Source organism: Occallatibacter savannae (genome assembly GCF_003131205.1).
GTDB classification, from domain to species: domain Bacteria; phylum Acidobacteriota; class Terriglobia; order Terriglobales; family Acidobacteriaceae; genus Telmatobacter; species Telmatobacter savannae.
The window spans coordinates 899,528-926,305 of record NZ_QFFY01000001.1 but is presented as its reverse complement, the minus strand read 5'-3'; the positions used below and the strand labels follow the sequence as shown (position 1 = coordinate 926,305).

At 59.8% G+C, this 26,778-nt stretch carries 25 protein-coding genes; 14 read left to right on the top strand and 11 right to left on the bottom strand.

Annotation, left to right across the window (positions count from 1 at the left end):
• Nucleotides 1-82 precede the first annotated feature (82 nt).
• From DHV10_RS04100 to DHV10_RS04090, 3 genes are all read left to right on the top strand, one after another.
• Nucleotides 83-1,507: a sensor histidine kinase gene (locus tag DHV10_RS04100; protein ID WP_109485008.1), complete on the top strand. Its 1,425-nt coding sequence runs from the start codon at nucleotides 83-85 to the stop codon at nucleotides 1,505-1,507.
• A 125-nt stretch (nucleotides 1,508-1,632) separates the two neighbouring features.
• Nucleotides 1,633-2,637 (top strand): phosphate ABC transporter substrate-binding protein PstS, encoded by a 1,005-nt coding sequence (gene pstS, locus DHV10_RS04095; RefSeq protein ID WP_239461277.1) that lies wholly within the window; start codon nucleotides 1,633-1,635, stop codon nucleotides 2,635-2,637.
• 93 nt (nucleotides 2,638-2,730) lie between these two features.
• A complete protein-coding gene (locus DHV10_RS04090; RefSeq protein WP_239461276.1) occupies nucleotides 2,731-4,437 on the top strand; it encodes an amidase in 1,707 nt (568 codons plus the stop codon).
• A gap of 133 nt (nucleotides 4,438-4,570) precedes the next feature.
• Here DHV10_RS04090 and cyaY read toward each other — a convergent pair whose 3' ends face one another.
• Nucleotides 4,571-4,894 carry an iron donor protein CyaY gene (gene cyaY / locus DHV10_RS04085; RefSeq protein WP_109485007.1) on the bottom strand — a complete coding sequence of 108 codons (324 nt, stop codon included), beginning with the start codon at nucleotides 4,892-4,894 and terminating at the stop codon, nucleotides 4,571-4,573.
• A 148-nt stretch (nucleotides 4,895-5,042) separates the two neighbouring features.
• On the bottom strand, nucleotides 5,043-5,594 hold the full coding sequence (locus DHV10_RS04080) for an NADPH-dependent FMN reductase (protein ID WP_109485696.1): 552 nt from the start codon (nucleotides 5,592-5,594) through the stop codon (nucleotides 5,043-5,045).
• An 84-nt stretch (nucleotides 5,595-5,678) separates the two neighbouring features.
• Here DHV10_RS04080 and soxR point away from each other — a divergent pair, with 84 nt between their 5' ends.
• Nucleotides 5,679-6,161: a redox-sensitive transcriptional activator SoxR gene (soxR, locus tag DHV10_RS04075; RefSeq protein ID WP_275425891.1), complete on the top strand. Its 483-nt coding sequence runs from the start codon at nucleotides 5,679-5,681 to the stop codon at nucleotides 6,159-6,161.
• A gap of 97 nt (nucleotides 6,162-6,258) precedes the next feature.
• On the opposite strand, the gene DHV10_RS04070 is transcribed toward soxR, so the two are convergent.
• The 4 genes from DHV10_RS04070 to DHV10_RS04055 all read right to left on the bottom strand — a co-directional run bounded on the left by DHV10_RS04070 (nucleotide 6,259) and on the right by DHV10_RS04055 (nucleotide 9,757).
• Nucleotides 6,259-7,602 (bottom strand): PD40 domain-containing protein, encoded by a 1,344-nt coding sequence (locus DHV10_RS04070; RefSeq protein ID WP_109485006.1) that lies wholly within the window; start codon nucleotides 7,600-7,602, stop codon nucleotides 6,259-6,261.
• Between the two features lie 102 nt (nucleotides 7,603-7,704).
• Nucleotides 7,705-8,490 (bottom strand): TonB family protein, encoded by a 786-nt coding sequence (locus tag DHV10_RS04065; protein ID WP_109485005.1) that lies wholly within the window; start codon nucleotides 8,488-8,490, stop codon nucleotides 7,705-7,707.
• 162 nt (nucleotides 8,491-8,652) lie between these two features.
• A complete protein-coding gene (locus tag DHV10_RS04060) occupies nucleotides 8,653-9,075 on the bottom strand; it encodes an ExbD/TolR family protein (protein ID WP_109485004.1) in 423 nt (140 codons plus the stop codon).
• Nucleotides 9,059-9,757 carry a MotA/TolQ/ExbB proton channel family protein gene (locus DHV10_RS04055; RefSeq protein ID WP_109485003.1) on the bottom strand — a complete coding sequence of 233 codons (699 nt, stop codon included), beginning with the start codon at nucleotides 9,755-9,757 and terminating at the stop codon, nucleotides 9,059-9,061. Before DHV10_RS04055 ends, DHV10_RS04060 begins: the two co-directional genes overlap by 17 nt.
• Before the next feature lie 226 nt (nucleotides 9,758-9,983).
• Here DHV10_RS04055 and recN point away from each other — a divergent pair, with 226 nt between their 5' ends.
• Nucleotides 9,984-11,666, top strand: coding sequence for a DNA repair protein RecN (recN, locus tag DHV10_RS04050; protein ID WP_109485002.1), 1,683 nt, complete (start codon nucleotides 9,984-9,986; stop codon nucleotides 11,664-11,666).
• A 115-nt stretch (nucleotides 11,667-11,781) separates the two neighbouring features.
• On the opposite strand, the gene DHV10_RS04045 is transcribed toward recN, so the two are convergent.
• Nucleotides 11,782-12,303: a hypothetical protein gene (locus tag DHV10_RS04045; RefSeq protein ID WP_204101319.1), complete on the bottom strand. Its 522-nt coding sequence runs from the start codon at nucleotides 12,301-12,303 to the stop codon at nucleotides 11,782-11,784.
• A 283-nt stretch (nucleotides 12,304-12,586) separates the two neighbouring features.
• Between DHV10_RS04045 and DHV10_RS27935 the strand changes: the two genes are divergently transcribed.
• The 3 genes from DHV10_RS27935 (at nucleotide 12,587) to DHV10_RS04030 (ending at nucleotide 15,617) form a co-directional block, all read left to right on the top strand.
• Nucleotides 12,587-14,314 (top strand): OmpA family protein, encoded by a 1,728-nt coding sequence (locus DHV10_RS27935; RefSeq protein ID WP_275425890.1) that lies wholly within the window; start codon nucleotides 12,587-12,589, stop codon nucleotides 14,312-14,314.
• A 169-nt stretch (nucleotides 14,315-14,483) separates the two neighbouring features.
• Nucleotides 14,484-15,104, top strand: a complete 621-nt coding sequence (locus DHV10_RS04035; RefSeq protein WP_204101318.1) for a hypothetical protein — start codon at nucleotides 14,484-14,486, stop codon at nucleotides 15,102-15,104.
• Between the two features lie 153 nt (nucleotides 15,105-15,257).
• On the top strand, nucleotides 15,258-15,617 hold the full coding sequence (locus DHV10_RS04030) for a carboxypeptidase-like regulatory domain-containing protein (RefSeq protein WP_162601172.1): 360 nt from the start codon (nucleotides 15,258-15,260) through the stop codon (nucleotides 15,615-15,617).
• Between the two features lie 58 nt (nucleotides 15,618-15,675).
• Here DHV10_RS04030 and DHV10_RS04025 read toward each other — a convergent pair whose 3' ends face one another.
• Nucleotides 15,676-16,449: an XRE family transcriptional regulator gene (locus DHV10_RS04025; RefSeq protein WP_109485000.1), complete on the bottom strand. Its 774-nt coding sequence runs from the start codon at nucleotides 16,447-16,449 to the stop codon at nucleotides 15,676-15,678.
• A gap of 310 nt (nucleotides 16,450-16,759) precedes the next feature.
• Between DHV10_RS04025 and DHV10_RS04020 the strand changes: the two genes are divergently transcribed.
• Nucleotides 16,760-17,164: a response regulator gene (locus DHV10_RS04020; RefSeq protein WP_109484999.1), complete on the top strand. Its 405-nt coding sequence runs from the start codon at nucleotides 16,760-16,762 to the stop codon at nucleotides 17,162-17,164.
• 29 nt (nucleotides 17,165-17,193) lie between these two features.
• Here DHV10_RS04020 and DHV10_RS04015 read toward each other — a convergent pair whose 3' ends face one another.
• Both DHV10_RS04015 and DHV10_RS04010 read right to left on the bottom strand, forming a co-directional pair.
• Entirely contained in the window at nucleotides 17,194-17,844 is a 651-nt protein-coding gene (locus tag DHV10_RS04015; protein ID WP_109484998.1) for a tetratricopeptide repeat protein, read from the bottom strand.
• On the bottom strand, nucleotides 17,831-18,514 hold the full coding sequence (locus DHV10_RS04010) for a tetratricopeptide repeat protein (protein WP_162601171.1): 684 nt from the start codon (nucleotides 18,512-18,514) through the stop codon (nucleotides 17,831-17,833). Before DHV10_RS04010 ends, DHV10_RS04015 begins: the two co-directional genes overlap by 14 nt.
• A gap of 545 nt (nucleotides 18,515-19,059) precedes the next feature.
• Between DHV10_RS04010 and DHV10_RS04005 the strand changes: the two genes are divergently transcribed.
• The 5 genes from DHV10_RS04005 (at nucleotide 19,060) to DHV10_RS03985 (ending at nucleotide 25,864) form a co-directional block, all read left to right on the top strand.
• Entirely contained in the window at nucleotides 19,060-19,947 is an 888-nt protein-coding gene (locus DHV10_RS04005; protein WP_109484996.1) for a hypothetical protein, read from the top strand.
• A 66-nt stretch (nucleotides 19,948-20,013) separates the two neighbouring features.
• Nucleotides 20,014-21,039, top strand: a complete 1,026-nt coding sequence (locus tag DHV10_RS04000; RefSeq protein WP_162601170.1) for a peptidylprolyl isomerase — start codon at nucleotides 20,014-20,016, stop codon at nucleotides 21,037-21,039.
• Nucleotides 21,040-21,088: 49 nt separating this feature from the next.
• Complete coding sequence (locus tag DHV10_RS03995) at nucleotides 21,089-22,903, top strand: hypothetical protein (RefSeq protein WP_109484994.1); 1,815 nt, start codon at nucleotides 21,089-21,091, stop codon at nucleotides 22,901-22,903.
• 50 nt (nucleotides 22,904-22,953) lie between these two features.
• A complete protein-coding gene (locus DHV10_RS03990) occupies nucleotides 22,954-23,976 on the top strand; it encodes a 6-bladed beta-propeller (RefSeq protein ID WP_162601169.1) in 1,023 nt (340 codons plus the stop codon).
• A gap of 22 nt (nucleotides 23,977-23,998) precedes the next feature.
• The gene (locus DHV10_RS03985) at nucleotides 23,999-25,864 is read left to right on the top strand and encodes a cytochrome c3 family protein (RefSeq protein ID WP_162601168.1); all 1,866 of its coding nucleotides are present in this window, start codon (nucleotides 23,999-24,001) and stop codon (nucleotides 25,862-25,864) included.
• Nucleotides 25,865-25,874: 10 nt separating this feature from the next.
• Here the strand turns inward: DHV10_RS03985 and DHV10_RS03980 are convergent, their stop codons facing one another.
• Nucleotides 25,875-26,741, bottom strand: a complete 867-nt coding sequence (locus DHV10_RS03980) for a hypothetical protein (protein WP_109484991.1) — start codon at nucleotides 26,739-26,741, stop codon at nucleotides 25,875-25,877.
• Nucleotides 26,742-26,778 lie beyond the last annotated feature (37 nt).

Genomic DNA, 26,778 nt, shown 5'->3' with positions numbered 1-26,778 from the left:
GCGGATCCTTCACTCCGCTGATGAAGACCTCTCCGTTCAGGATGACAGCAGGTTTTCTTCAGGCATCTGAGCGGGTTCTGAATTGACGCGCAAAGTCTTTGCAAAACTGATGGCTCTGTTTGTGCTGCTGCTGGTGTTTGAGACGGCAGCCATGGAGCTGATTCTGCGCCGCATGATGGAGCGCTCCGGCGGAGAGACGGCGCTGCATGAGGTGGGGCGGAACGCAATCTGGTCGGGTGTGATTGCGCTGTTGATCGCGCTGCCGATTGCCGCGTGGGTGGCGAGCAGAATCGCGAAGCGGCTTCAGGGTGTGATGGAGTTTGCGGGCCGAATCGCAGAAGGCGATCTGAAGGCGCGGCTTGAGTACGGCGGGGGGGATGAGATTTCCGCCATGGAGACCGCGCTGAATAAGACTGCGGAGCGGCTGGGGCAGAGCTTTGCGGAGATCGAAAGCAGCCGGCGTGAACTGGCGACTATGCTGGACTCGATGCAGGAGGCGGTGGTTGCAGTGAGCGCGGACGGGCAGGTGCGCTGGTCGAATGCCGTGATGAAAAAGATCATGGGCAGCGAGATACGCGCGGGAAGGCCGCTGGTGCATTCGGTTCGCGATCCTGAACTGCTGGCGTGCGTGAAAGGCGCGCAGGAAAGTGGCGAGGTGCGCTACGGACGGACGAGTTCGATGGCGCCGGGACGCATCTTCGAGATCAGCGCTGCGCCTCTGCCGGCGGGCGGCGCGATTGCCGTATTGCATGACGTGACACGGGTAGAGGCAGCGGAGCAGTCGCGGCGCGACTTCATTGCAAATGTAAGCCACGAGCTGCGGACGCCGCTGACATCGATCCAGGGGTATGTGGAGACACTGGTGGACGCGCCGAATCCGGACCCCGTGATGACGAAGGACTTTCTGCAGGTGATACTGAAGAATGCGACGCGGATGAATCGGCTGACTGAGGATCTGCTGGCGCTGGCGAGCATCGAAAGTCCTGATTACAAGCTGGGGATGCAGCCGGCCAAAGCGAGCGCGATGGTGCAGGACGCGATTGATGCATTGGGCGGGCTGGTGGTTGATTCAGGTATCGACCTGCACTATGCGGGCGCGCCGGATGCGACGGTGATGGTGGATCCCGATGCGATGAACCAAGTGTTTGGAAACCTGATTGAGAATGCGGTCAAGTACGGGAAATCGGGGAGGCGGATACGCGTCGGTGCACGGGCTCTGGAGAATGAGATCGAATTTTTCGTTCAGGATTTCGGGCCGGGTATCGCGTCGGAGCACATCACGAGAATCTTTGAGCGTTTCTATCGCGTGGACAAGGCGCGGTCGCGTGAGGCGGGTGGCACGGGGCTGGGGCTGGCGATCGTGAAGCATATCGTTATGGCCCATGGCGGACGAGTGAGGGCGGAGAGCGAACTGGGCACCGGGACTACGTTCTTGTTTACATTGCCGATAGCGGAACGGCAGGCCCAGGCGGCAGATGCGCCGGTGAGCGCGCAGGTGGAACGTTAAAGCCGTATGAACATGTTGGGCTAAGTTAAATAAACTCCGAAAGCTGCGCGGTTTTCAAATCCCCTTAACATTGGCTGGCGAGAATTGATGCAGGCAGTGAAACTGCGAATGGGAGTGAGAAATCAGTGAAGAACAAGACTCTGCTTGCCGTAGGTTTGATGGTTGTGGCGATGGGTTCAGCCCAAGCTCAGAAGCTGACCGCAGCCGGCGCAACTTTTCCGTACCCGATCTATTCGAAGTGGTTCAGCGAATACAGCAGTGCGCATCAGGGTGTCGAAATCAACTATGCCTCGATCGGCTCAGGCGGCGGCATTGCTCAGGTAACGAAGGGCCTAGTTGACTTTGGCGCATCGGACATGCCGATGACTGACGATATGCTTTCGTCGTCGCCGGTGAAACTGATCCACATCCCGACGGTGCTGGGTGCCGTGGTGCCGATCTACAACGTGCCGGGCGCGAAGGATCTGCGTTTCAGCGGAGAGACTCTAGCAGACATCTATCTGGGAAAGATCCAGAACTGGAATGATGCGAAGATCGCGAAGGAAAATCCCGACGCGAAGCTACCTGACCAGAAGATCATTGTTGTGCACCGCTCTGATGGTTCGGGAACGAGCTTCATCTGGACGGACTATCTGAGCAAGGTGAGCAAGGACTGGCAAGGCGGACCTGGAAAGGGAACCGCGCTGAGCTGGCCGACGGGCGTAGGCGGCAAGGGCAACGAGGGTGTTGCCGGACTGGTTCGGCAGATGCCAGGCGCGATCGGCTATGTCGAGCTGATTTATGCGCTGCAGAACAAGATTGCATTCGGCTCGGTAAAGAACTCGGCAGGGAACTGGATCACGGCGTCGATCCAAGGCGTGACGGACGCGGCGGCGAGCGTGAAGTCGATGCCAGCGGATTATCGCGTATCGATCACGAACGCTCCAGGAGCGAATGCGTATCCGATCTCGAGCTTTACGTATCTGCTGATTCCGAAGAACGGCACGAAGGCTGAAAACCGCAAGGTGCTGAAGGATCTGCTGAGCTGGATGCTCAAGTCAGGTCAGGGAGAAGCATCGAACCTGTCGTATGCTCCGCTTCCGCAGGAGCTCGTGGAGAAGGAACTGAAGACGGTGTACTCGCTGCAATAGGCAGGACTGGTCGAAGAGAGGGCCGCGCGAGAGATCGCGCGGCTTTTTCCTTTTGGCGACGAGATACGAGCATCCGGCTGGTATCTTGCGAAGATGCGAAGGCTCCTGCTTCTTCTTCTGCTTGCCGTTCCGGCGTTGGCGCAAGGCAATTCTTCTCTTCCCGATCGCGAACGGATGGACCACGATCTGATCGACATCACTGTCGATCGGCTGCATCAGCTCTATCGCGAGCATCGGTATTCGGTAACACAGGTTGTGCAGTGGCATCTCGAAAGGATTGCGCGGTATAACGGGATTTACCGAGCGGTGCAGACGGTGAACGACAAAGCTGCGCTGGCCGAGGCTGCACGGGAAGATAGGGAAGCAAAGGCGCCCGGCTTCAAGGCCGGACTGCTGTGGGGCGTCCCAGTTGTGACCAAGGCCAACACCAGCATCAAGGGGCTGGTGACGACGGATGGGTGGCGGGGCTACATGGTTCCGGGCCACGAACTTGTCGCGCCGCGTGATGCGACGATTGTTGCGAGGCTGCGTGGTGCGGGCGCGATCATCATCGGCGTGACGAACATGCCGGACTTTGCGGCGAGCGATACGAATCGGTCGAGCGCGTTTGGACGGACGGGCAATGCGTACGATGTGCGCTTCTCGCCGGGAGGTTCCTCGGGCGGAACGGTGACGTCGGTGACGGCGAATTTTGCGGTGCTGGGGAATGGTACGGACACGGGCAATTCGATCCGTATGCCGGTAGCGACGAGCAATGTGGTCGGGATCTTTCCGACGCGCGGGCTGGTGAGCATTGCGGGAATCGCGCCGCTGGACTGGCAGCTGGACAATACCGGGCCGATCGCGCGGAGTGTGGCTGATGCAGCTGTGGCGCTGACGGTGATGGCGGGTGAAGATCCGCTGGATGCGGTTACGGCCGGTTCGCAGGCGAAGGCGCAGAGCGGACCCTACACGCAGTATCTGAAAGCCGGGTTGCTCAAGGGTAAACGGTTCGGGGTTCCGGCATTCATTCTGGATGGGGACAATACGCCGTTCCAGGGAGCGTGCCCGGGGTTGACGGCGGAACAGATGGCGCAGGCGAAAAGGGAGGCGCACCTGCCGCTGAAGCCGGAGACGCGCGCAATGTTTATGAAGGCTGTGGAGGAGATGCGCGCGGCGGGAGCGACGGTGCTGATGGAACCGGACATTCTGCCGGACTCGTTTGTGGATGCGGCTGCGCACATCTGTACGCTGCCGTATATCCGCGAGGGCACGGAGAAGTTTCTGGCGAGCTTCGGGCCGGCGGAGTATCACTCGGCTGCGGAATATAAGAAGGCGGTCGGGCACGCGCTGTCGAGCGTCATCATCGGCGGTGGTGAGACGGGGATGTCGGGAGTGCCGAATGTGCAGCAGGTGAATCTCGAGAGCGATCCCAATGCGGAAGCTACGCTGCTGGGGCCACGGCGCAGGGTGCTGCAGATGTACGACGAGCAACTTGATCGGCTTCATCTTGATGGTTTTTTGTATCCGGCGATCCAGATGCCGCCTCCCGACGAGACAATGCCGCAGGATGGACATTTGAGCGATGGGCCGCACTCGGCGACGGCATGGGTGAACATGCTGGGTGTGCCTGCGATCAGCATTCCCGCGGGGTTTTATGAGTCGGGGCTGCCGTTCGGGATTGAGATGAGTGCGCGCAAGTGGCACGACGGCGATCTGATCAGCTGGGCGTATGACTACGAGCTAAAGACGCATCATCGGAGGCCGCCGGTGCTGGTGGAGAGCGGGCTGCTGCGGGATGCGGCGAAGGCGCCGGAGTAGGGTCGGTTGGGGACGATGCTCTCGTCCCACTCATCGCACGATGAGACTGTGCGATGAATGGGGCACAGCAGTTGTTCCCCGGTCCCCAAGTGCGAGGGGCCGGGGGCACTCGGCACAGCTCAGATATTCAGATTTAGCGGGGCTTGTTTTCTTCGATGAGGCGATCGAGGAGAGGGATCAGTTTCTCGCTGGTGCGGGGAAGGACGAAGGCGCCGGCGGTTGCGTCCCAGTCGAGCTTGAAGCTGGTGGCGAGGGCTGAGATCCAGATCTGGCGGACGGGCGTGTTTGGCGTGACGACGAACTTGGAGGGCGGTTCTTCGAAGACCACGTTGAGGACGCCGCCCTGTTCTTCGACTTCGAAGCCGCCTTCGTCTTCTTCTTCACGGGCAATGAGGTGCTTCTTGAGGTCGTCGAGTGCGCCCTCGGCGGCGCGGCGGAATTCGAGTTCGTCCTGCATGAGATGAGTTTAACAATTGAGGGCGGTTTGGTTCCCGCTGATCGCACGGCAAGGCCGTGCGATGAACGGGCACAGCGGTGGCAGCTGTTAAGCCTCATCCCCGGTCCCCAAGTGCGAGGGACCGGGGGCACCCGCACCCATCAACGTGCTACACGGTTTTGGCGTAGGGCATGATGTTGCGGGCGTGGGCGAGGCTGACGGCCCACCAGTGAAGGCGGCGGAGCATGGCGTCCATGGAGCGCTCGAAACGATCGGGGTTGCGGAGAGCGCCGGTGGAGTCGAATTGCTCCCATGCACCGGCGAAGGAGACGCTGTCGCGTACGGTGACGGTGTGAAGTTCTGCGAAGACGAGGCGGAGCTGTTCGACTGCGCGGAGGCCGCCGGAGATTCCGCCGTAAGAAATAAACGCGACGGGCTTGGCGTGCCACTCGGGGCCGTAGGAATCGATGAGGGCTTTAAGAGGCGCGGGGAAGCTGTGATTGTACTCAGGCGTGACGACGATGAAGGCGTCGCAGGCAGCGAGCCGCTGGCTGAGGGTGGGGCCGTTCTCCGGATTTGCGGGCTGGGCGGGGTCGATGTGCTCTACAGCAAAGCCTGCGTGAGCGGCGATGCGGGTTGCGGCCCATTGGGCAACGGTGTCGCAGAAGCGGCCGGGGCGGGTTGATCCGTAGACGAGGCCGACTTTGATGGGGAGTTCCATTGGTTGATCGTTCTCCTTGAACAGTTCTGTCACTACACTCAGGGTAGAACCTCAAGTAAACTTGAGGTCAAGGGGCTGGGCTGAATGGCGACAAAGATGAGTTCGGAGATGGAGAAGAAGATGGCGGAGTTTCGACGGCCGTTGACGGTGGGAGAAGTGGCGGAGCGCGCGGGAGTAGCGGTGTCGACGCTGCACTTTTACGAGGCGGAGGGACTGATTACAAGCTGGAGGAACAGCGGGAATCAGCGGAGGTATGCGCGGGAGGTGCTGCGGCGGGTTGCTGTGATCAAGGTGGCGCAGAGGACGGGGATTCCGCTGAAGGAGATTCGCGAGGCGCTGGCTACGCTGCCGGAGAAGAGGACGCCGACGACGGCGGACTGGAAGAAGCTGTCGGCTCGGTGGCGCGGGCAGTTGACCGAGCGGATCGAGCGGCTGACGCGATTGCGGGATCAGTTGGATGGATGCATCGGGTGCGGGTGTTTGTCGGTGGATTCGTGTCCGCTGCGAAATCCGGGAGACCGATTGGGGAGAGAGGGTGCGGGAGCGAGATTGCTGGAAGTGCAGTGATCAGGGATCAGTGGTCAGCCTTCCCACCCTAAACCGCAAAAGACCGCGGTTTAGGATGGGGCACCCATAATTCCCATCCGTCGTTAAGTGAGACCCTCTATTTCCAACTCCAGTTGGGCATGAAGTTCTGGCCGGAGGTGGTGAGCTGTTTTTGCTGGGTGCCATCTGCGAGCATGGTCCAGATCTGGGCTTTGCCGCCTACGGTGCGTTCGAAGACGATGTGGCGATTGTCTGGCGACCACGAGGGGAAGTCGTTGCTGCCGGACTCGTGGGTGAGCTGGAGCCAGCGCTTTGTTGAGATGTCCATAACGTAGATGTCCTGCCCGCCGGGAGCGCCGGGGCCGTACTTGCGGTTCCACGCGAAGGTGAGGAATTGGCCGTTGGGCGCCCATGAGGGCGAGACGGCATAGCCGCCGTCTGTGAGGCGCGTGACGCCGGCGCCGTCCTGATCCATGGTGTAGATCTGCGGGAGGCCGGTGCGGCCGCTTACCCATGCGAGCTGCGCGTTGGTGCGCGGGTTCCATGTGGGTGCGACGTCGGGTCCCCGGAAGGATGTGATCTTGTGTGCGCCGCCACCGCTAGCGTCGGAGATCCAGATTTCGGGGTCGCCGGAGCGCGAAGAGGAGAAGGCGATCCTGGTGCCGTCCGCGGACCATGCGGGGCTGGTGTTGCTGCCGCCTACGGTTCCGGCTGGGAAGGAAACGAGGCGGTTCAGTTCCAGCGAATACAGGCGGATGGACCAGCCGAGCTTGCCGAGAGTGGCGAAGGCGATGCGGGAGTTGTCGGGCGAGATGCGGGGCGAGAGCGAGATGCTGCCGAGGTGCGTAACGGCGTGCTGGTTCTGGCCGTCGTAATCCATCTCCCAGACTTCTTTAGAGCCAGTGCGATTGCTGATGAAGAAGATCTTGGTTTCGGCGATGCCGTTGATACCGCCGCCGAGGCGAAGGATGATCTCGTCTGCGAAGCGATGTGCGACGGTGCGCGCCATGTCTTCCGTTGCTGCTTCGTTGTATTGCTTGCCGAGGACCTGCGGGTTGGCGGTGTTGCGCGCGTCGTCGAGAAAGCCGAAAACGGTGAGCTTGCCGCTTGACGCGGAGAGAGCGCCGAAGGCGACCATGGCGGCGTTTGCCGGGTTGGCGGACCATTGCGAGAGATTGATCTCCTGTTGCGAGCCTGGTGCGCCGGGTGGGTTGAAGCTCTTCGAGACCATGTCGAAGACGCCGGCGTTCTGAAGGTCGCTGAAGAGTGTGGCGTCGAAGGTGGCCTTGAGCGCGGGTGTCTGCGGATCTGCGCCGACCTGCTTGAAGTCGGCCGCGGCGAGACGGATGGGCGCGTTGCCGAGCCCGGAGCCGGTGCGGACCCAATCCTGCGCGAATGAGGGGAGCGAGGCGCATGCTGCAAGGGCGAGAAGCGGAAGACCAAAACGCAACGTAAGTTTCATGAGAACGCTAAACCCTTCCTTTAATGATTCTGAAGCGGTGAAGTGGGGAACTCTGCGTGTCTCTTATCGGAGTTCATTTTAATTTGGATGGTGAGCCGGGTCCTAGTATTCACAGTAGTAGGAAACGTTAAGGTTACTTCCGCGATATTGGCCGGGCAGGGGGCCGAAGCTGTCGACGCGCTGTGCGGCGCGTACGCAGACCTGGTCCCAGGTGGGGCTGCCACTGGAGCGATCGAGGCGCACCTGACTGACGGAGCCGTCTCGTGCGATGGCGAAGGAGATGTAGGCGCGGGCACCTTTGGGTGTGCGCGGGTCTGCGAGAGAGCGGTAGCCGTTGGCTTCCATTTTGCGATTGATGTTGTCGACGTACCAGCCGAAGAGGTTGCCGAAGTTGGCGTCGGTGGTGGTGGGGCCGGTTGCGGCTCCCTGAGCTACGGTGCGCTGAAGCTGGCTGCCGGCCTGCTCGCCGTACTGCGCGGTGTTTTTGGGGACGTCGGGCTGGTGCTTCTGTGTCTGCTTTACTTCCTGCTGTTGCGGCTTCTTCACCTTGCCCTGGATCGGAATTGCGGTGTCGTCTTCAGCTTGTTTGGCCTTGGGCTCAGGAGGAGCGGGAGCCTCGCTGGGCTTTTCGGTGGCGAGGACGTTTTGGTTAGGCGGGTGATCAGAGGGGAGCGGGATGGAACTGGTGATGTTGACCTGGATGGCTCCGCCGGGACCTGCGCCGCCCCACAGATTGCGATGGAAGAAGCCGCCGATGACGCCGTAGAGGACGATGGCGATGACGATGCCGCAGTGGAGCAGCACGGCGCCTGCGGCAGGTTTGGCGAATGGCTCGGGGGCCAACTCCTGCTGCAGGTGATCTCCGGCTTGAAGGAAGGGGCTGCTCATGGGCTGTTACTTTCAAAAATCAAATGCAAAAGCAGATTCTTCGCTTACCACCCCCAAGCTGATGAAAACGCTTGGGGCCCCGTGCGCTCAGGATGACAGCCTGAATATGTTGCATTCTGTACGACTCAGGAGCTGCAGTTTGTGTTTCGGCGAACTCCATCGCTATTTGCCTTTGCCTTCGACGGGGCGGGTGACGATGGAGATGTTGGTGATGCCGGCTTGCTTGACGGAGTCCATGACGCTGGCGAATGCGCCGAAGGGGACGCGCTCATCGGCGCGAAGGTAGATGACTTTCTTGGTGTCGGGGCCGCTGGCGTCGCGAAGGCGCTGACCGAGATCGTGCACGTTGACGGGGTTGTCACCGAGGAACACTTTTTGATCGCGGTCGATGGTGACGACGAGGCGCTGCTCGGTGATTTCTTTGACGGTGCGCGTTTTCGGAATGTTGACTTCGATGCCGGATTGCAGCACGGGCGCGGTGATCATGAAGATCACGAGCAGCACGAGCACGACGTCGACGAGCGGCGTGATGTTGATATCCGCGAGAGAGGTTTGCGTTTTGCCGTTGCTAGTCGTGAAAGCCACGTCTGACCTCTTGCGGCTCGTCGCGCGGCGCAGCGGAACTGCTGCGCACGGGGATTTCTTCGAGTGAGTTCAATAATTCGCGGCAGAAGTCGTCGGTCGCAGATGCGAAGACCTTGATGCGCGCGGCGAACTGGTTGTAAGCGACGACAGCAGGCACGGCGACGAAGAGTCCGGCGGCGGTGGTGATGAGCGCTTCAGAGATGCCGGGTGCTACGGCGCGGAGAGTTGCTGCGCCGGCGGTGCCAAGGCCGTGGAACGCGTCGACCACGCCCATGACGGTGCCGAAGAGGCCGATGAACGGGCTGGTGGCGGCTATCGTGGCGAGCCAGGTGAGGCGGCGCTCGAGTGCAGTGACGGCTTCGCTGGCTGCGGTCTGTGCGGAGCGTTCGAGCGGGGCGAGATTGCGTGGAGGTCCGGAGCCGCCCGTCTGACGCTTGTAGGTTTCGTAGACGTCAACGTAGACCTGAGCCAGCGGGCTGGACTTGTAGTTGTCTGCGAAGGCCGCGACTTCCTGCAGGCGCGTGGCGCGACGAAAGGCGTTGATGAAATTGCGGCTCTCGCGGGTGGCTTTTCCGAAGGTGCCGATCTTGCCGAGGATGATGGTCCAGGAGTAGAGACTGGCGATGAGCAACAGAATAAGGACGCCGAGAGCGATGCCACCGATGTTGCCGAGCATCTCCATCACGGCGCTTGTACCCGAAGAGACGGGCCCGGTGGGAGCGCCCGCATCAGCCTGTAAAGCGAGGAACAGGGTAGCTGTGAAAATCGGAATTTACCTCAGTATCCACGGTATCAGACGTGTGAAATGGCTCCAAGTTATCGATGTGGTGCACTCGAAGCTCCGCATTCTGAGAGGCTTAGCCCGAGGCTGCGTGGTTCATGCTATGCTGCGCTCGGACTGACCTTTCATGCTCGTTGAATTGCGCGCAGAAAACTACGCTGTCATCGACCACGCCATAGCGGTGTTTGGGCCGGGGTTGAACCTGCTCACGGGCGAGACCGGGGCGGGCAAGTCGATTCTTGTGGATGCGCTGGCGCTGCTGATGGGCGGCAAGGCTTCGGCGGAGATTGTGCGTCACGGCGCGGAGAAGGCTGTGGTTGCTTGTGTGTTTGAGTCGACTGCGGCGGCAGAAGCGGTTCTGGAAGAGAACGGGATCGATGCCGAGGGCAACGAGATTATTCTGCGGCGGGAGATCCTGTCGAACGGCAAGGGCAGAGTTTTCGTGAACAACCAGCAGGCGACGGTGGGCGTGTTGCGGCAGCTTGCGCCGGAGCTGGCGCTGGTGCATGCGCAGTCGGAGACACTGGCGAGCTTCGACCAGACACAGCAGAGGATACTGCTGGACCGGTTTGCGGCGATCTCGACGGAGGGGGTTGCGGCAGCGTACGGAAGCTGGCGGGCGGCGCAATCGAAGATGGATGATCTGCTGACGAACGAGCAGGAACGGCTGCGGATGGTGGATCTGTGGAGCTTCCAGGCCAAAGAGATTGCAGCGGCGAGTCTGCTTGCGGGAGAAGACGAGAAGCTCGAGACGGAGAAGCGCGTGCTGGCGAATGCAGAAAAGCTGTATGCGGCGGCGATGGGCGCGTTCGATCAGCTGTATGAGGGCGGGGCTTCGGCGGAGGCGGCGCTGCGCGCGGCGGGGAAGAATCTGGATGAGCTGGCGCGATACGACGAGAAGTTCAATGAAGCGGCGCAGCAGATTGCTTCGGCGCGGGCGATTGTGGGCGATGTGAGTTCGACGCTGCGGGATTATGCGGAGCGCATCGATGCTTCGCCGGAGCGGCTGGCGGAGATTGAGGACAGGCTGGCGCTGCTCGATCGGCTGAAGAGAAAGTATGGCAAGACAGTCGCTGAGGTGATCGCGCTGGGCGAGGATGTGCAACGGAAGCTGGCCGAAGTTGAAGACCGCGACGAGACTCTGAAGACGCTGCGGCTTGCGCTGGCGAAGGCTGCGGATGCATACAGGCAGGCAGCCGGGGCTGTGTCGGCGCAGCGAAAGACGGCGGCGGCGAAGCTGGCGAAACTGGCAGAGGCGCAGATCAATTCGCTGGCGATGAAGGTGCGATTTGAAATTTCAGTTGCGAGCAAGGAGCAGGAGTCTGCGTGGACCGCGGATGGATGGGATGAGGTTGAGTATCGGATCGCGACGAATGCCGGCGAGCCACTGAAGCCTCTGCACGAGATCGCGTCGGGCGGCGAAATGTCGCGCGTGATGCTGGCGTTGAAGGTTGCGGTGGAGGAAGCTTCAGCGAAGACCCGCAAGAAGCTGCCAACGCCAAGGACGCTGGTGTTCGATGAAATCGATATCGGCATCGGCGGACGAGCGGCGGATGCGGTGGGGCAGAAACTCAAGGCTCTTGGTCGCGCGCAGCAGGTGCTGTGCGTAACGCACCTGCCGCAGATCGCGGCGTTTGCGGATCAGCATTTTGTGGTGGAGAAGAAGGAAGATCACGGCAGGACGAAGATGAATATCCGGCTGCTGGATGATCGGGCGCGGACGCATGAGGTGGCGCGGATGCTGTCGGGCGCGAAGGTGACGGATACGAGCCTGCAGCATGCGGCGCAGATGATTGCGACGAGTCGGTAAGCTCGGTTCGATCTGATAAGAAAGCCCCGCGCGATGCGGGGCTTTTTCGTTGCGAGTTAGTGCTTTCGAATGGGCGTTATCCCGGCACCCACTTTCAGCGGAAAAGTGCGATGGCTTAGTCGCGGTCGTGGCCGTGTCCGTGTCCATGGTCGTCGTGGTCATGACCGTGGCCATTACCGTGACCGTGATCATCGCGATCGTGACCGCGGCCGCGATCGTCGTGGTCTTTGTACTGGCCGTAGTGGTTGCCGTTGTCGTGGCGGTATTCCTCACGGTATTCGTGACCGCGGAACTGCTTCTCCCATCCACGGTGGCGGCCCCAGTCAGCGTGCTCGCCGCGAACAGGGAACGGGCCGTGGTAGCCGAAGCGTGGATCGTAGGTGCGATCGATGTAGCCGCGGAAGCCCACGGGGCCGTGGAACCACGGGCCTGCTCCGAAGAAGACTCCGCCGGTGAACCAGGTTGGTCCGTAGTAGCCGAATGGAGCGCAGTTGTATGGCGCGTAATTGTAGTAGCCGTAAGGGCATACGGGCTCGGGCCCGATATTGACCGAGATATTGACCTGAGCTCTGACGGCGGATGCGCCGAACGAGAGAAGCGCGAAGAGAGCGAGCGCGAGAAGCCGCGAAGATTTCACCTTGATTCTCCTTGGATAGGTGCTCTGGAACGAGTCTAGCCCTCGTTGAAGGACGCGTAACGCCGGAAGCGATTTTAGCGGTTTCGAAAGTCACTTGTGTGTCCGAGGCAACCATGCGTGCCTCAAGGTGAGTTGCGTGAGGCGGTGGCCTTCATCTACTTAGGAATCACAGAGTTGGAGTCTCTTTTGGGTGCAACTTGCTCCCCCTTTGAAGCATCAATTTGGATCGAAGCAATTGAAACGTACATAGTGCAAGACGAACCGGAAACTTAAGGAGTTTGAAGTGAGGCTTAGATATAAACCGATCTATTCGGGATTGGTATTTGCATTGGTTCGGGCCATGCTGTTTAACCCTGCCGCGGCGGCGCAGGAGCCGAATCCAACGTCGACTCAGAGTCAGCAAGATCAGGGTCAGGTGCAGATGAAGAACGGGATCGCCTACTACAAGGTGCAGGTGGTGGATCGCACGCTGCCGGCGATCAACTACTTTCATCGCACGGGAGATACGAAGATTGCGTTTGAGGGAACGCAGCTGCTGCCGAAGGCCAAAGGCGAGGCGAAGGTGAATGCGCGTAACGGCCGGACGACAGTTGATGCGGATTTTGAGGGATTGTCACCGGCGAACGGATTCGGACAGGAGTACCTGACGTATGTGCTCTGGGCGATCACTCCGGAAGGAAGACCGGTGAACCTGGGTGAGGTGCTTCCGTCAGGAAAAGGGAAGGACCACATCACGGTTTCGACAGGCCTGCAGACGTTTGGATTGATGGTGACAGCGGAGCCGTATTTCGCGGTGACAATGCCATCGGATCTGGTCGTAGTGCAGAACATTGCGACGAAGAACACCTCGGGAATTATCGAGCCGGTGACAGCGCACTACACGCTACTGCCGCGCGGAGCGTACGCGGATACCGCAGGACGGCACACGGTGCTGCATCCGATTTCACGCAAGGATAAGACCCCGCTGGAAGTCTACGAGGCGGAGAACGCGGTCATGATTGCAGAGGCGGCCGGCGCCGGTAAATACGCTCCGGACACGATGGCAGGAGCTAAGCGCGATCTGGAAAACGCGGAGCAGTTCAATGAGAAGAAGCACGACGAGAAGCAGTCGATTACCTACGCGCGTGAAGCAGTGCAGGCGTCAGAAGATGCTCGGATCATGACGATTCGGAAGATGAAGGAGGAAGACGAGGAAGCGCAGCGAGCGGCGCGCGTGCAGGCGGAGCAGAACGCGGAAGAAGCCCGCCAGCGAGCGGAGCAGTCGAGACAGCAAGCCGAGCAGGCACAGCTTGCCCAGCAGCAGGCTGCACAGGCACAGCAGGAAGCAGCGCAGCGGGCTCAGGCCGAGGCGGCGCAACGTGCACAGGCAGAAGCGGCTGCAGCAGCGGCTCAGGCGCAGGCTCAGAAAGCGCAGCAGGCACAGCAGGAAGCCGAACAGCGAGCGCAGCAGCTTGCCCAACAAGAACAGGCTGCGCGCGAGCGGTTGAGGCAGCAACTGAGCGCGGTGCTGGAGACGCGCGAAACGGCACGGGGCCTGATCATGGAGATGCCGGATGTGCTGTTCGACTTTAACAAGTACACGCTGAAACCGGCGGCTCGCGAGAAGCTGGCGAAGGTGTCGGGCATTCTGCTGGCTTATCCCGACCTGAAGGTGCAGGTGGAAGGTTACACAGACAGTATCGGTTCGGATGAGTACAACCAGAAACTGTCTGAGCAGCGCGCGGACAGCGTAAAGAGCTACCTGGTGAGTGAGAACGTGCAGGACAGCAACGTGACTGCGGAGGGATTCGGAAAGAGCGATCCCATCGCGGATAATGCGACGTCTGCCGGGCGAGCGAAGAACCGGCGCGTGGAGCTGGTGGTTTCTGGTGCGTCCATCGGGGTGCAGGGACAGCAGCAGCCTGCACCGGGTGGCGAGTCGCAGTACGCAGCACCGCAGACCGCGCCGCCGCCGGCACAGCCTGTGACTCCGGCAAAGCCCGCGGTTCCGGACAGCGTCGTACCGCAGTAAACGCACGGCGAAAGAACTTCAAACAGTCATGCAGGTTGCTTTTCCACACAATGGGGAGAGGCAACCTGCAGCTGCTTGGGGGCGTTCCAAGCTGTATTGCCGCTGCGCGGCTGTGCGGCCGAAAGCATATCTCTATATCTCAAAAAGTTAAAGCAGGAGGGCTACACCTATGCAGGATCTGACCCCTACCCAGATTGCGATCATCGCTGCCGTAGTGCTGGTGGTGATTGGCGCGATCATCGTGTTCGCTCAGCGGCGCCGTTCAGAGAAGCTGCGCTCACGTTTCGGACCGGAGTACGAGCGCTCGGTCGCGGAGAGCGGCGACCGCCGGCGCGCTGAAGCTCAACTTGAAAAGCGAGCCGAGCGAGTGGAGAAGTTTCACCTTCGTGCGCTGACGGCGGAGGATCGTTCGCGATTCACAGAGCAGTGGGATCGCGTGCAGGCGCACTTTGTTGACGCTCCGGCGGGGGCGGTGGCAGAAGCGGATCAACTGCTGGGCGACATCATGGCGACGTGTGGTTATCCGATGGGCGACTTTGAGCAGCGCGCTGCAGATGTCTCGGTGGACCATCCGGTTGTTGTTCAGAACTACCGGGCAGCACATGAGATTGCGCTGAGGCAGGCGAAGGGACAGGCGACGACTGAGGATCTGCGCCGCGCGATGATCCACTACCGTGCGCTGTTTGAAGACATCGTGTACGACAGGAAAGAGGCTGTGAAGGATCGCGGTCCGGTGGTCGTGGACCGACGCGAAGCAGAGCGCGAAGAGATTCGGCGGCGGGCTTCGTAATCGGCCGGTGCGTTTGTTCGCCGGAATTTGATACAGATTGAGCTGAGCGTCCGCTATCACCGCCAGGCAGGTTTCGATCTGCCGCGGGTGAAGCGGGCGCTTTTGCGTTTACAACCATGCACGTATCTTCGGATTGCGATGAGAGGGCTTGTGATGAGTTTGGATAGACGGAAGTTTGTGTTGCTTGCGTGCGGCTCGACAATCGGCGGTTTGCTGAGCGTGAACGCTTTTGGGGAGACGTACAGCTTGTCGGGCAAGGTGAGAGACACGGCTGCTCATGCTGTCCCGAGCGCCTCCGTATGGGTGAAAAGAATGAGGGACGGGAAGGTGATGACAGCGGAGACGAACGCCGACGGTGATTACGCCCTACCCGATCTCGAGCCGGGCGACTACAAAGTGTGGGCGAAGGCTGGTGAACTGGAAGCTGCACCGGTGAAAGTCACCCTGAGCGCCGGTCAAACGACTGACCTGGTGGTCAGCCCCGCATTGCACCGCTCAGGCACGATAAGGTGATTCGACAACGTGCGCTTTGTCCGCTCAGGATTGTGCCGCATTAAGAGGGCTGCGGAGATCAGTGACCGTTCTTGAGGTCCTTGGAGATCCACCAGAGGACTTCGCCGAAGATCTTCCACTTCGTCGCGTTGCTCACGTCGAGCGGGAGGTATTTGGGATTGGCCGAGACGAGGAGGTCGGAGCCGGCGAGGCGCTGGAAGCGAGCGACTTTGAAGCCGAGATCGCGATGAGCGGTGACAACGAGCTTTTCGTTCAGGTTCTCTCGCTCCACGGAAGCCGTGTCGACGAAGAGGATGGAACCGGCGGGAATGGTGGGGTACATGGAGTCGCCGGCAACATGCATGCTGAGCATGTTCTCTGGATGCTTGCACCAGGAGAGCGGGGCGAGGAGGACTTCTTCCATCTGGGCTTGCGATAAGCGCACGTTCTCATGCGGCGGGACCGGATCGCCAAAGGCAGTGACGTTCATGAGCGGGATAGCAACGGCGTTTCCAGCGGTTGAAATGTGCTGCGAAACCTGCTTGCCTGCGATCAGATTGAAGTTCTCAAGGCTGACGCGCATGGACGAGAGCGCCTGACGCATGTTGGCATCAGGCAATTCGGAGGTGTCGATTCCAGCTCGTTCCCAGAAGTAATCGCCTGCTGGCCTTCCTGCGAGGTTTCCGAGGGCGACGTAGGTCTCAGCGGTGGGCTCGTTCTTCCCGGCGAGCCAGCGGGAGACTGTGGCGGGCGAGACGCCCAAGCGTTCAGCGAGACCAGCCTGGGTGACCTTGAGGTCTTTCAGGAGCCGCCGGAGGCGGTCGGACCATTCCCGGGTTGTTTGCTGTTCCACGATATTGCCTTTCCGAGCGTCTCGACAACTTCTTTCATTGGTGCAATTGCCTCAATGAAATCAACGGTTTAACGTTGTTCGAGGTATCCTAGCAGGCTTTGCCGCGCATCGTAAGTCGGTATGGGGCACGGAGATACGGAAAGGGCGCCAGCGGGTAATCGGAACAGGAGAACTGGCGGACGGGAGAACAACGGTATTGCGGGCGCCGAACACGACAGCGAAACCTCGCAACTTGATTTTCTCCCATTTGGTCGCGGAACGTCCAACCGGAAATGGCCCGCGTCTGCATCTGAATGAAAAAGCGGACTGAATGCCAAAGCAAAAAGCCAACCGGCGCATCCTGATAGTCGACGACGAAAGAGCGATCGCCGATACGCTGGCGTTGATCTTCAAGACGCAGCATTATGAAGCGCGTGTGGCGTATGCCGCCGAGCGGGCGATAGAAACGCTTGCAGAGTGGCGGCCGGATCTGGCGGTGCTGGATGTGATCCTGCCGCAGATGAACGGCATCGATCTCGCGATCGTGATCAAAGCAAACTACCCCTCGTGCCATGTGCTGCTCTTTTCTGGTCACGCAAACACAGCGATCCTGCTGGAGGAAGCTGGACGGAAAGGGCACCAGTTTGAGGTGATGGCGAAACCGGTGCACCCAAACGTGATGCTGGAGAGAGCTTCAGCTCTGCTTGAGGGAACGGAAGAGCCTCTCTACGACTGAGCGATGCAGAGTCGTCAGGGGCGATGCTTTCACCTTTTCGTTGAGCCGATCTGCTTCTCAACGTCTGAGAGCATCTGGAGCACTTTGTCTTTCTGCTCGTAGTTGGGATTGGAGGCGAGGAGCTTCTTCCAGAGAGCGATGGCGGCAGCGCCATCGTGCTTGCCCTGCCACTTCACCAGTCCGAGATTGAAGAGCGTATTGGGATTGGTGGGGGCATCGGCAAGGGCGCGGTTGAACTGCGCAATCGCTTCGTCTGCGTTGCCGAGATACCACCACGCGGTGGCCATGTCGGTACGAACGGAGGCATCGGACGGCCGCGACTGAAGCGCGCGGTTGTAGTAGTCGATTGCGATTGTGTATTGCTGCGCGTCGTAGTAGAGGTTGCCGATACTGCTTAGGGTGTCGGGATCTGTCGGATCGGCGTTGAGCTTTGCGAGGAGCGAGGCAGCCTGTTTGTCTGCCATCTCCTTGAGAGGTGCAGCAGTTGAGGGTGAAGCCTGAGAAGTTGCACTGCTGGCGGATTTTGTTACGGCGGCACGCGGCTGAGCGACAGGCGGATCAGAGGTCTTCTGAAATCCACGGGTGAACCAACCGCCCGCGATGCCAAATGCGAGACATGCTGAAACGAGGAGCAGAGCCTGCTTGTTTGTCCATTGACGCTGGAGACTAATTGCTTGCATGGGGCGCTCCTGGATTTGCTATGCCGTGCTGTTCCGCATTCAATGCATCCGCCATGGCTTTCATGACTGCCGATTTGCGATCGGGGCTCAGGTCTGGATTGGACTTGAGGAGTTGACGCCATGCTGCAACTGCGCCTTTGCTGTCGCCCTTGGCCTGCAGCTTAATCATGCCGAGGTTGAAGAGAGCGTTGGGGTCTCTGGGCTCGTAGGTGAGCGCCTGGTTGAGCTGCGCGATGGCCCCATCGACATCTCCGCCGCGATAGAGGCTGGCAGCGAGCTTGGTGCGAAAAGGCACGTTGCGGGGATCGATGTCGACCGCCTGCTTGTAGTAGCCGGCAGCTTCGCTGAAGCGATGCGTCGTGTGGTAGAGCGCGGCGACCTGGGTGAGGAGAGCGGTGTCGCGCGGGCTGCTCTTGAGTTTGTCGAGGAGGGGCGCTGCCTGGCGGTCGGAGATTTGCTTGAGTTCCTCGAGCGAGTGCGGATGGCCGGCAGGAGTAGAGCTGTGCGGCGAGGCGACGGCGGCTCGCTGCGGCGATGCGACCGCAAATTGCGAACTGCGCATCAGGTATCCAATGCCGAGCCCGGCAAGCAGACAGATGAGAGCCATCGCATATACCTGTGATGCGAGCAGAGCTGAGGGCTGAGGCAGTGGTGCGGTTTCATCAACCATGCGAAGACCTCCTGATTCGAGTTGCGTGAGCAGATCGTTCGCGCGTGAAGATGATCTGTCGCAACCTCGAGCTGCAGGCACGTGGAGAGCCGTGATTGAACGCGCGCGGAGTTCTGCAGCGTGCGGAGCAGAGCGAAGTATCTGGATCGAGTAGAGCAAGGTGGCTCCTGCAAAGAAGTGATGTGAATCACACGCTTTGCCTTTGCGGATGCGAGCGCATGTGATGCGTCACAGATCGAGCTGCGGGGATTGGCCAAATTGTGACGCATGTCACTAAGAACGTGGGGGTTTTCACCACGCCGGTGTGCGAGAACTCCCATGTTTTGTGCGGAAAGAATTTGCCGACGGAATACAGGGCGCGGATGGATGTGATTCAACTCTCAATTCGACAGGGGATTGCGCACAGCGTTTAAAAACAGGACAGGAAAATTCCATAACGGCACGAGACGTGCACAGACGGAGGTGACTGAACTGGAAACAAGACGAGTCAGGTCGCGGTGAAAGTTCAGGCGAATTAGGGAGTGCGCACTAGGAGGCTCCAAGTAATGAAGAAACTTTCCTTAATTGCTCTGATAATTCTGGCGGGCGCGGGATACGCGTCGGCTCAGATTGCGACGCCGACGACTGACGTTCTCGGCGCACACCTCAACTACGGTCGCGGTTGCGCGGCCTGTCACGCGCCACACAGCGGCGCTTATGGAAACGGAAATGCCAAGACCGCCGATCCGACCTCGGGCAACATCGCCCTCTGGGGCGAGGATGTCGGCAGCCTCTATGGCAAGACGATGAACTTCGGCCAGGCCGACCATGGCGGCGTCACCAGCTACGTGACGGCTACGATGCCGACGTCCATGACCCCGACCGACCCCACCACGCAAGGCGTGCTGCTTTGCATGAGCTGCCATGACGGCAACTATGCAGCCGGCGCGATGATGAAGAACCAGGTCTATGAGACGCTTCCTGCGACTTACGGAACCAGGAACGCGATTCCGACGCTGCTGGGCAATGACGGCGGCGGCACCGGGAACTATCTGAACGATCACCCGGTGGGAGTGAACGCCGAATTGACTTGCGGCGGACCCTACGATTGGGACTGCACGATCGACGCAACTGGAAAAGTTCTGATGACCGGCGCTGGTTCAAAGGCATTCGTCCAGAACTACGGGTTCTTCGTTCGTCCGGCTGTCTACAACAGCAAGCCGGTCGTGATGTGCACTACCTGCCACAACCAGCACGTGATGAACACCGTTGCGGTCAACTCGAAGAACTCGGGCCAACCGGCCGGCAACTACGCCACGATGTTCTTCATCCGTGCGCCGTACAATCCGGCGAGCGGCACGGCGAACAGCAACCAGACGGCGCAGTTCTGCCGCCAATGCCACGGTGGTGAGGCCAACGAGATGAACGGCAGCACCGCAGGAACTACCTACTAGGTTTCTTTATGCATGAGGGGAGGGGGAATTTTCCCTCCCCGTCCTTTTAAAGCTGGGGGTCAGCAAATGAGATTCAAATTCACTTTCCTCGCTCTTCTCCTGGGCATCGTGTCTTCAGTTTCAGCGCAAGTCACATCCCACAAGCCCACCGTATTCAAGAGCGCTCCGATTGCAACGCCGGGCTCGCAGACTCCGACCGCAGCGGCAGTAGCTCGCGTGAACGGCTCGGTTTTGACCAGCGCCGATCTACTGCGTGAAGAGTATGCAATCTTTCCCTATGCGAAGCAGCATGGAGGCGGCGTTCCCAAAGAGTTTGAGAAGCAGATCCGTGACGGCGCCTTGAAGATGATCATCTTCGAGGAACTGGTGTACCAGGAAGCGCTGCGTCGCAACATGGCGATTCCTCCGGCTCGAATGCAGAGAGCCAAGGCTGACTTTCGCAAGCAGTTTGCCACGCCCGACGAATTCAGCAAGTTTCTGCAGGGCGATTTCGGCGGCTCCAGACAGCGGTTGGACGACAAGATCCGGCGGTCGTTGCTGATTGAAGCGCTTCTCAAGGCAGAAGTGGAAGACAGATGCAGCGTGACTCCTGCCGATGTTAGGGCCTTCTACGACAAGAATCCCGCCAGGTTCCACCAGCCGGAGACCTACCGTTTCCAGACAATCTCGATTTTGCCTCCCCAGAACGCAACGGCGGCTCAACTGAAAGAGGCACTTACGCGTGCTCAGAATGCGCTGAAGCAGGCAAAAGCTACAAAGACGGTGGACGAGTTCGGGTTACTGGCGGAGAAGATTTCCGACGATGACTACCGCGTGATGATGGGGCAGCACAAGCCCATGCCCGTGGACCAGATGGCTCCGCAGGTGATTAAGGCGCTCTCCGCCATGAAGCCAAATGACGTCAGCGATCTGATTCAAATCGACAAGGCCTATACGATCGTGAAGCTCCAGGAGCACACACCCTCAGGGCAGAAGAAGTTTCAAGAGGTGAAGGCTGATCTCGCCAAGGAACTGAAAGAAGGGAAGAGGAACAAGCTTCGCGTGGCGCTGGACGCAAAGCTTCATCAGAACGCAAAGATCGAGGAGCTCTAAGGCAGAAGAAAAGACGAGAAGGCGGCACCAAGTGGCGAGCTCTATCCGAGTGACGAAGGTTTTGGCGGCAGCGATGCTGCTGCCGGCATTGTGCCTGCACGCACAGTTGAAATGGGGCGAGACTTCGACAAAAGGGACAGCGAATCTTTCGTCCGGGTACAGTGCAACGTACGGAAATATGGTGCAGTCAAGCCACGGATGGACGTTTGGCGGAGCGGGCACGTTCTCGGGATCCTTTCACAGCCCCAACTTTCTTTCGTACAACTTTTCTCCGTACCTGAACCAGTCGCGGGCGAACTCGAATTTTCAGTCGATCACGAATTCCAGTGGACTGAGCCTGAGTACGAATATCTTTGCGGGCAGCAAATTTCCGGGATCGATCACGTATTCGAAGGCTTATAACAGCGAGGGGAACTATGCAGTTCCCGGGCTCGCAAACTTCGTCACGCACGGGAACAGCGATACGTTCGGAATCAACTGGAGCGAGAATCTGAAGGAGATGCCAAGCTTCTTCGCCGGCTACCAGATGGGGAAGAGCAAGTACAACGTATACGGCTCAAGCGGCGACGGCAATAATGCGTTCCGGTCGGTGAATCTCCACTCGGCGTACGTGTGGGAGGGATTCAATCTTGGCGCGTTTTACGCTCACGGCAATTCGCACGCGGCAGTGCCGGAGATTGTTTCAAGCCAGGTCCTGAAGTCGCGCTCCGCGACGGACGTGTACGGTGCGAACGCGGCACATCGGATTCCCTGGCGCGGGTCGGCTTCTGCAAGTTTCGCCCGGTCGAATTGGAATAGCGAATTTCTTGGTTACAGCTCAACGGGAACCATTGATACCGTCAATGCTACTGCCGGCGTGCATCCGCACAACCGGATATCGCTTTCAGTGAGCACGAACTACTCGGACAATCTCTCCGGTCAGCTGGAGCAGTCAGTGATTGCGGCGGGAGGCGTTCTGCCTGGCCTAAACACCAGCCAGTCTTCCAATTCGTTCGATCTGATGTCCCTTGGGACGTTCACGCCGATGCCAAACCTGCAGACGTCTGCTTTTGTAGAGCGGAGAACACAGACGTTTCTCGGAGAGAGTTACGGCGTAACGTCCTACGGCGGAGATGCGGTCTACACCCATGCGCTGCTGAACGGAACCATCAATGCTTCGGGGAGTGTGACAGCAAACAAAGCGGACAAGACCGGTGAGGACACGCTTGGCTTTTCGGCTACAGAGACCTATTCCAATGTGTTGCTGAAATGGCACCTGAACGAGTCATTCAGTTATGCGCAGAATGCGCAGACGCTGCTGGTGACCTACACCAATTCGTTCTATAACTACTCCGGAAACGCGCGGCGCAACTGGGGACGATACAACGTGAGCATGGGGACGGGCGGGGCACGGACTGCGCTTACGCAGCAGGCGGGGACCTCAAGCAGCAGCCAGTCGTACAACGGGAGCATGGGGTTCGGGCAGTACATCACCGGCACGGGTAGCTACTCGAAGGCGAATGGGCAGGCGCTGGCGACGGGCGCAGGGCTGGTGGGAGTCCCCGTGCCAGTACCGGTAGTGCCTTCGGATCTGGTGAATTTGTTTGGCGGCCGGAGCTACTCGGGTGGAATATCCAGCTCGCCGGCGAAGAAGCTGACCTTGTCGGCGACGTATTCAAATTCGAGGAGCAACACTTTCAGCGGCGGGATCTCGAGCGCGAACAACAACAACCAGTTCAACACGATCATTCAGTATCAGGTGAGGAAGATGAACGTGGTGAGCGGTTATTCCCGGCTGGAGCAGGGCTTCACTGGTAGCGGCCAGAAGCCTGAGACTATTTCGGCTTATTACATGGGGCTTACGCGGTGGTTCAACATCTTCTAGAGTTCGGACTGAGAAAGCGGCGCGCGTTAATGGTGATGAGCCTAGGTGCGATGCTGGCGACAGTTGCCTGGGCCGGCGGCAAACCGAAGGTGGCGAGATCGCCGGAGCTGTGGCAGATGTCGCTGGATGGGGGCCGCAGCCTCACGTGGCAGAACAGCTTTAGTTCAGAACATGAGGTGAAGCCGAACCGCGGCTTCTGGAACAAGCTGGTGGACGTGGTTGCCGGGGCTCCGGATTTCAAGTTTCTTGTGCGGCCCTACAGCATTGTTTCCGATTCGAAGGGTCGCATTCTCGTGACGGACCCAGGCGCTTCAGGCGTGCACGTGTTCGACTTTGCGCAGAAGAAGTATCGATTCATCGAGCGCAGGGAGAAGGCGCGCGATCCGATGCTGACGCCTCAGTGCGTTGCGGTTGACGGGGATGACAACATCTACGTGACGGATTCGGAGTCGGGGAAGATCTTTGTCTTCGAGCCCAGTGGAAAGTATGTGCGGGCGATTGGAAGCCTGAAAGGTGGAGAGGGGTACTTCAAGCGCCCGACGGGGATTGCCATTGATGCAGCGGCCCAGCGGATCTACGTGACGGACACTCTGCGGGATGAGGTCTTCATTCTTGATCTGGAAGGGACGGTAGTTAGCAAATTCGGAAAGGCGGGGCAGGGACAGGGCGAGTTCAACCTGCCGACGGAATTGCGTTTGAACGGGCACGAGCTGCTGGTTGTGGACTCGATGAACTTTCGGGTACAGGCGTTCGACCTTGCAGGGCAGTTTCAGTTTTCGATTGGCAAGGAAGGCGATACGACCGGAGCGATCTTCAGGCCGAAGGCGGTCAGCGTCGACTCAGAGGGCGACGTATATGTTGTTGACGCTCTCTGGGGAGTGGTGCAGGTCTTCAATCGGCAAGGGCAGTTGCTGTATTACTTCGGGGCGAAGGGAACCCATGCGGGAGAGTTCCAATTGCCGTCGGGAGTCTTCATCGACCATCAAGATCACGTCTACGTAGTGGATTCCTACAATCGTCGCGTGCAGGTCTTCCAGTATGCTGGGGCGAAGAATCCTACCGGGGGGCAATGACGTGCGGTGCAGGCTGCTGGCTGTGCTTCTCTTCGGAATCTTGAAGGCGGCGGCTCAGGCTCCGATTACCGGAGATGCACTTGGTGTTCACAACCTGGGTCCCGGCAGTTCGTCGCCCGTAACCGGTGCGCGACCGGATGCCTGCGCCTACTGCCACGCGCCTCACTCGGGTCTAAATACTGGGCTGTGGAATCAGCGGCTAACAACGCAGAGCTACAACACCTATACCAGCAATACGGAAAAGAACACGGCCACCCAGCCGATGCTGGGCGGCGTGAGCAACCAGTGCCTGAGTTGCCATGACGGAACGGTTGCGGTGGGTGCAACGGTCGCTTACGGGCAGGTGACGACGCACGGCGCAATGAACTCGGCTGATGTGTTCGGGAGCAACATGCAATCGTCGCATCCGTTCAGCCTGGTGACGCCGCTGCAGGACAGTATCGATCTGGCAGCCTCGCTTGCGGGCAGCGGCAAGACTGCCGATCCAACCGGGGCTGTGACGCTCGTCAATGGCAACGTGGAATGCACGTCGTGTCATAATCCGCACATTCAAGCGAAGGATCCGGTGTCGCTGAATTTTCTGGTGAAGGACAGCTCGAACGGGCAGCTCTGCCTTTCCTGCCACGATCCTGCGCGGACGATGGGTGGGCAGGTGAATCCGCTGGCGGACTGGACGACAAGCGGTCATGCGCTCTCACAAACGAAGCTCACGCCGGCGGTGATGGTGGGCAGCTATCCCACGGTCGGAAGCAACGCATGCAATTCGTGCCACGCGACCCATAATGCAAGCGGCCCGGCGAGACTGCTGCGGGGGCAAAACGAGCAGGATTGCATCGCGTGCCACAACGGGGCGTCCACGATCTCGATGCCGGCCTATCAGAATGCATTTGCGGAGTACGCGACGCCGAAGGTGGGACATCCGTTTCCGGCATCGACGAATCCGCATGACGCGTCAGAGAATACGCTGCTGAACAACAACCGTCATGCCACGTGCGTTGACTGCCACAATGCACACGGGACACAACCGGTGGGATCATTTTTGCCGGCGCCGGCGATTCGCGTTTCACAGAAGAACGTTGCGGGCGTGAGCGCCGCGGACGGAACCAGCGTGCTGACGCCGGCGGTGAATCAGTATGAGAACTGCCTGCGGTGTCATGGGACCAGTACGGGCAAGCAGGTGATGCCAATCTACGGGTATGCGCCGGTGCGCCTGGTTGCAAATGGCGACCCGCTCAATTTGATTCCGCAGTTTGCGCAGACGTCCACATCGAGTCACCCCGTTATGCAGGTCCGAAGCAGCGCGTTTACGCAGCCGAGCTTGCTGGCGAACATGCTGAATCTCGACGGCATCACGGCAGGCAGGGCGATGGGAACGCAGATCTTCTGCAGCGATTGCCACAACAGCGATGACAATCGGGAATTCGGCGGGACGGGTGCGAACGGGCCGCATGGTTCGAGATGGACGCACATCCTCGAGCGCCGTTACGAGATGAGCCAGGCGACGTTGCCGGGCGCGCTGATCACAAACTTGTTCCCGAATCCGGACCTGAGCGTGAACGGACCGTATGCGATGTGCGGCAAGTGTCATGACCTGACGAACCAGGTGATGAAGAACACGAGCTTCAACGATCACGCAAACCACATCAATGCAGGAGCGAGCTGCTCGACGTGCCACACGGCCCATGGAATGGGGGCCACGAGCGGAACTGTCAGCGGCGAGCGGCTGGTGAACTTCGATGTGAACGTTGTGGGGCAGAATAGCGGTCTGGCCATCAGCTACAACCGCGCGACGAACTCGTGCACGCTGGTTTGTCACGGCGTTACGCACACCGGTACCGGATCAGGGACGACGACGGCCGCGGCCCGGGCGACTGGAATCAAGCGCTAATTTAAGAACTCTAAAACACAGTGCCGGCGGTGCTTCCGTTCATCTCGTTCGATTTGTCGCCGTGACACTGTCGGCAGAACTGCGCTGTCTGGTTTGACGATGGGTTGGTGTCGGCGGGGTTGTAGGGCGCGCGCAGGAAGAACATGGTGGCGTAGTTGCCGGGAGGCAGACCGGAGTTGGAGCCCTGCGTGACTTTGACGACGTTCATGACGTGCGGCTCGTGGCACGTGGTGCAGACAATAATCGCGCGGTTGTTGTACGAGCCGGGTTTGACGAAGAATCCGTAGCTCTGGACGAAGCGGCTGGATGCAGCGCCGCGCATGGCGATGGCGCCGTTGGTTTCGGCGCAGTCCCAGCCCGAGCCGCCGCAGCGGATGTTGGCGTTGAGGCCCATTGGATGTTCGCTGATAAAGCTGCCCGCGCTGATGCCACTGCCACCGATGAGGGTGGGGACCTGGGAACGAATACCGTAGGTGGAGGGAAGTGTCTCATACACCTTGTTCTTCATCATGGCAGCGGGAGCGAAATTGCCATCGTGGCAGCTGAGGCAGGTCAGCATTCCGGCGACGTCGGGCGTGTTGGCTGACATGCTGGCGGGAAGGACTTCGACAAACTTGCCGCCTCCGGTGGTGATGGATCTGCCATAGAGACTAGTCACGTCTTCACCCCAGAGGATTGGGTTGCGCGCTGCGGATGCGTCGGGCGTGTGCGCCTTGCCGTTTCCCGATGCGCCGCTGTGCGGAGAGTGACAAGCGGTGCAGCCGCGGCCGTAGTTGAGATGCGCGCCGAGGACGTCGGTTCCGGGCGTGGTGATCTGGGCTGCGGCGACGATGCTCGAGGCAATGACGGCGAGTGCGGCAAACGAGATGCGATTCATGGAACGGAGCCTCACGGTTCTGTTTCATGTATCGGCG

What these genes read in the sequence shown, in the direction of transcription:
- DHV10_RS04090 (WP_239461276.1), top strand. Translation starts at nt 2,731, where the DNA reads ATGCGAAGGCTCCTGCTTCTTCTTCTGCTTGCCGTTCCGGCGTTGGCG.
- soxR (WP_275425891.1), top strand. Translation starts at nt 5,679, where the DNA reads ATGGCGACAAAGATGAGTTCGGAGATGGAGAAGAAGATGGCGGAGTTT.
- DHV10_RS03980 (WP_109484991.1), bottom strand. Translation starts at nt 26,741, where the DNA reads ATGAATCGCATCTCGTTTGCCGCACTCGCCGTCATTGCCTCGAGCATC.
- recN (WP_109485002.1), top strand. Translation starts at nt 9,984, where the DNA reads ATGCTCGTTGAATTGCGCGCAGAAAACTACGCTGTCATCGACCACGCC.
- DHV10_RS04020 (WP_109484999.1), top strand. Translation starts at nt 16,760, where the DNA reads ATGCCAAAGCAAAAAGCCAACCGGCGCATCCTGATAGTCGACGACGAA.
- cyaY (WP_109485007.1), bottom strand. Translation starts at nt 4,894, where the DNA reads ATGCAGGACGAACTCGAATTCCGCCGCGCCGCCGAGGGCGCACTCGAC.
- DHV10_RS04000 (WP_162601170.1), top strand. Translation starts at nt 20,014, where the DNA reads ATGAGATTCAAATTCACTTTCCTCGCTCTTCTCCTGGGCATCGTGTCT.
- DHV10_RS04065 (WP_109485005.1), bottom strand. Translation starts at nt 8,490, where the DNA reads ATGAGCAGCCCCTTCCTTCAAGCCGGAGATCACCTGCAGCAGGAGTTG.
- DHV10_RS03990 (WP_162601169.1), top strand. Translation starts at nt 22,954, where the DNA reads ATGCTGGCGACAGTTGCCTGGGCCGGCGGCAAACCGAAGGTGGCGAGA.
- DHV10_RS04080 (WP_109485696.1), bottom strand. Translation starts at nt 5,594, where the DNA reads ATGGAACTCCCCATCAAAGTCGGCCTCGTCTACGGATCAACCCGCCCC.
- DHV10_RS04035 (WP_204101318.1), top strand. Translation starts at nt 14,484, where the DNA reads ATGCAGGATCTGACCCCTACCCAGATTGCGATCATCGCTGCCGTAGTG.
- DHV10_RS04070 (WP_109485006.1), bottom strand. Translation starts at nt 7,602, where the DNA reads ATGAAACTTACGTTGCGTTTTGGTCTTCCGCTTCTCGCCCTTGCAGCA.
- DHV10_RS04015 (WP_109484998.1), bottom strand. Translation starts at nt 17,844, where the DNA reads ATGCAAGCAATTAGTCTCCAGCGTCAATGGACAAACAAGCAGGCTCTG.
- DHV10_RS04005 (WP_109484996.1), top strand. Translation starts at nt 19,060, where the DNA reads ATGAAGAAACTTTCCTTAATTGCTCTGATAATTCTGGCGGGCGCGGGA.
- DHV10_RS04030 (WP_162601172.1), top strand. Translation starts at nt 15,258, where the DNA reads ATGAGTTTGGATAGACGGAAGTTTGTGTTGCTTGCGTGCGGCTCGACA.
- DHV10_RS04010 (WP_162601171.1), bottom strand. Translation starts at nt 18,514, where the DNA reads ATGGTTGATGAAACCGCACCACTGCCTCAGCCCTCAGCTCTGCTCGCA.
- DHV10_RS04055 (WP_109485003.1), bottom strand. Translation starts at nt 9,757, where the DNA reads ATGGAGATGCTCGGCAACATCGGTGGCATCGCTCTCGGCGTCCTTATT.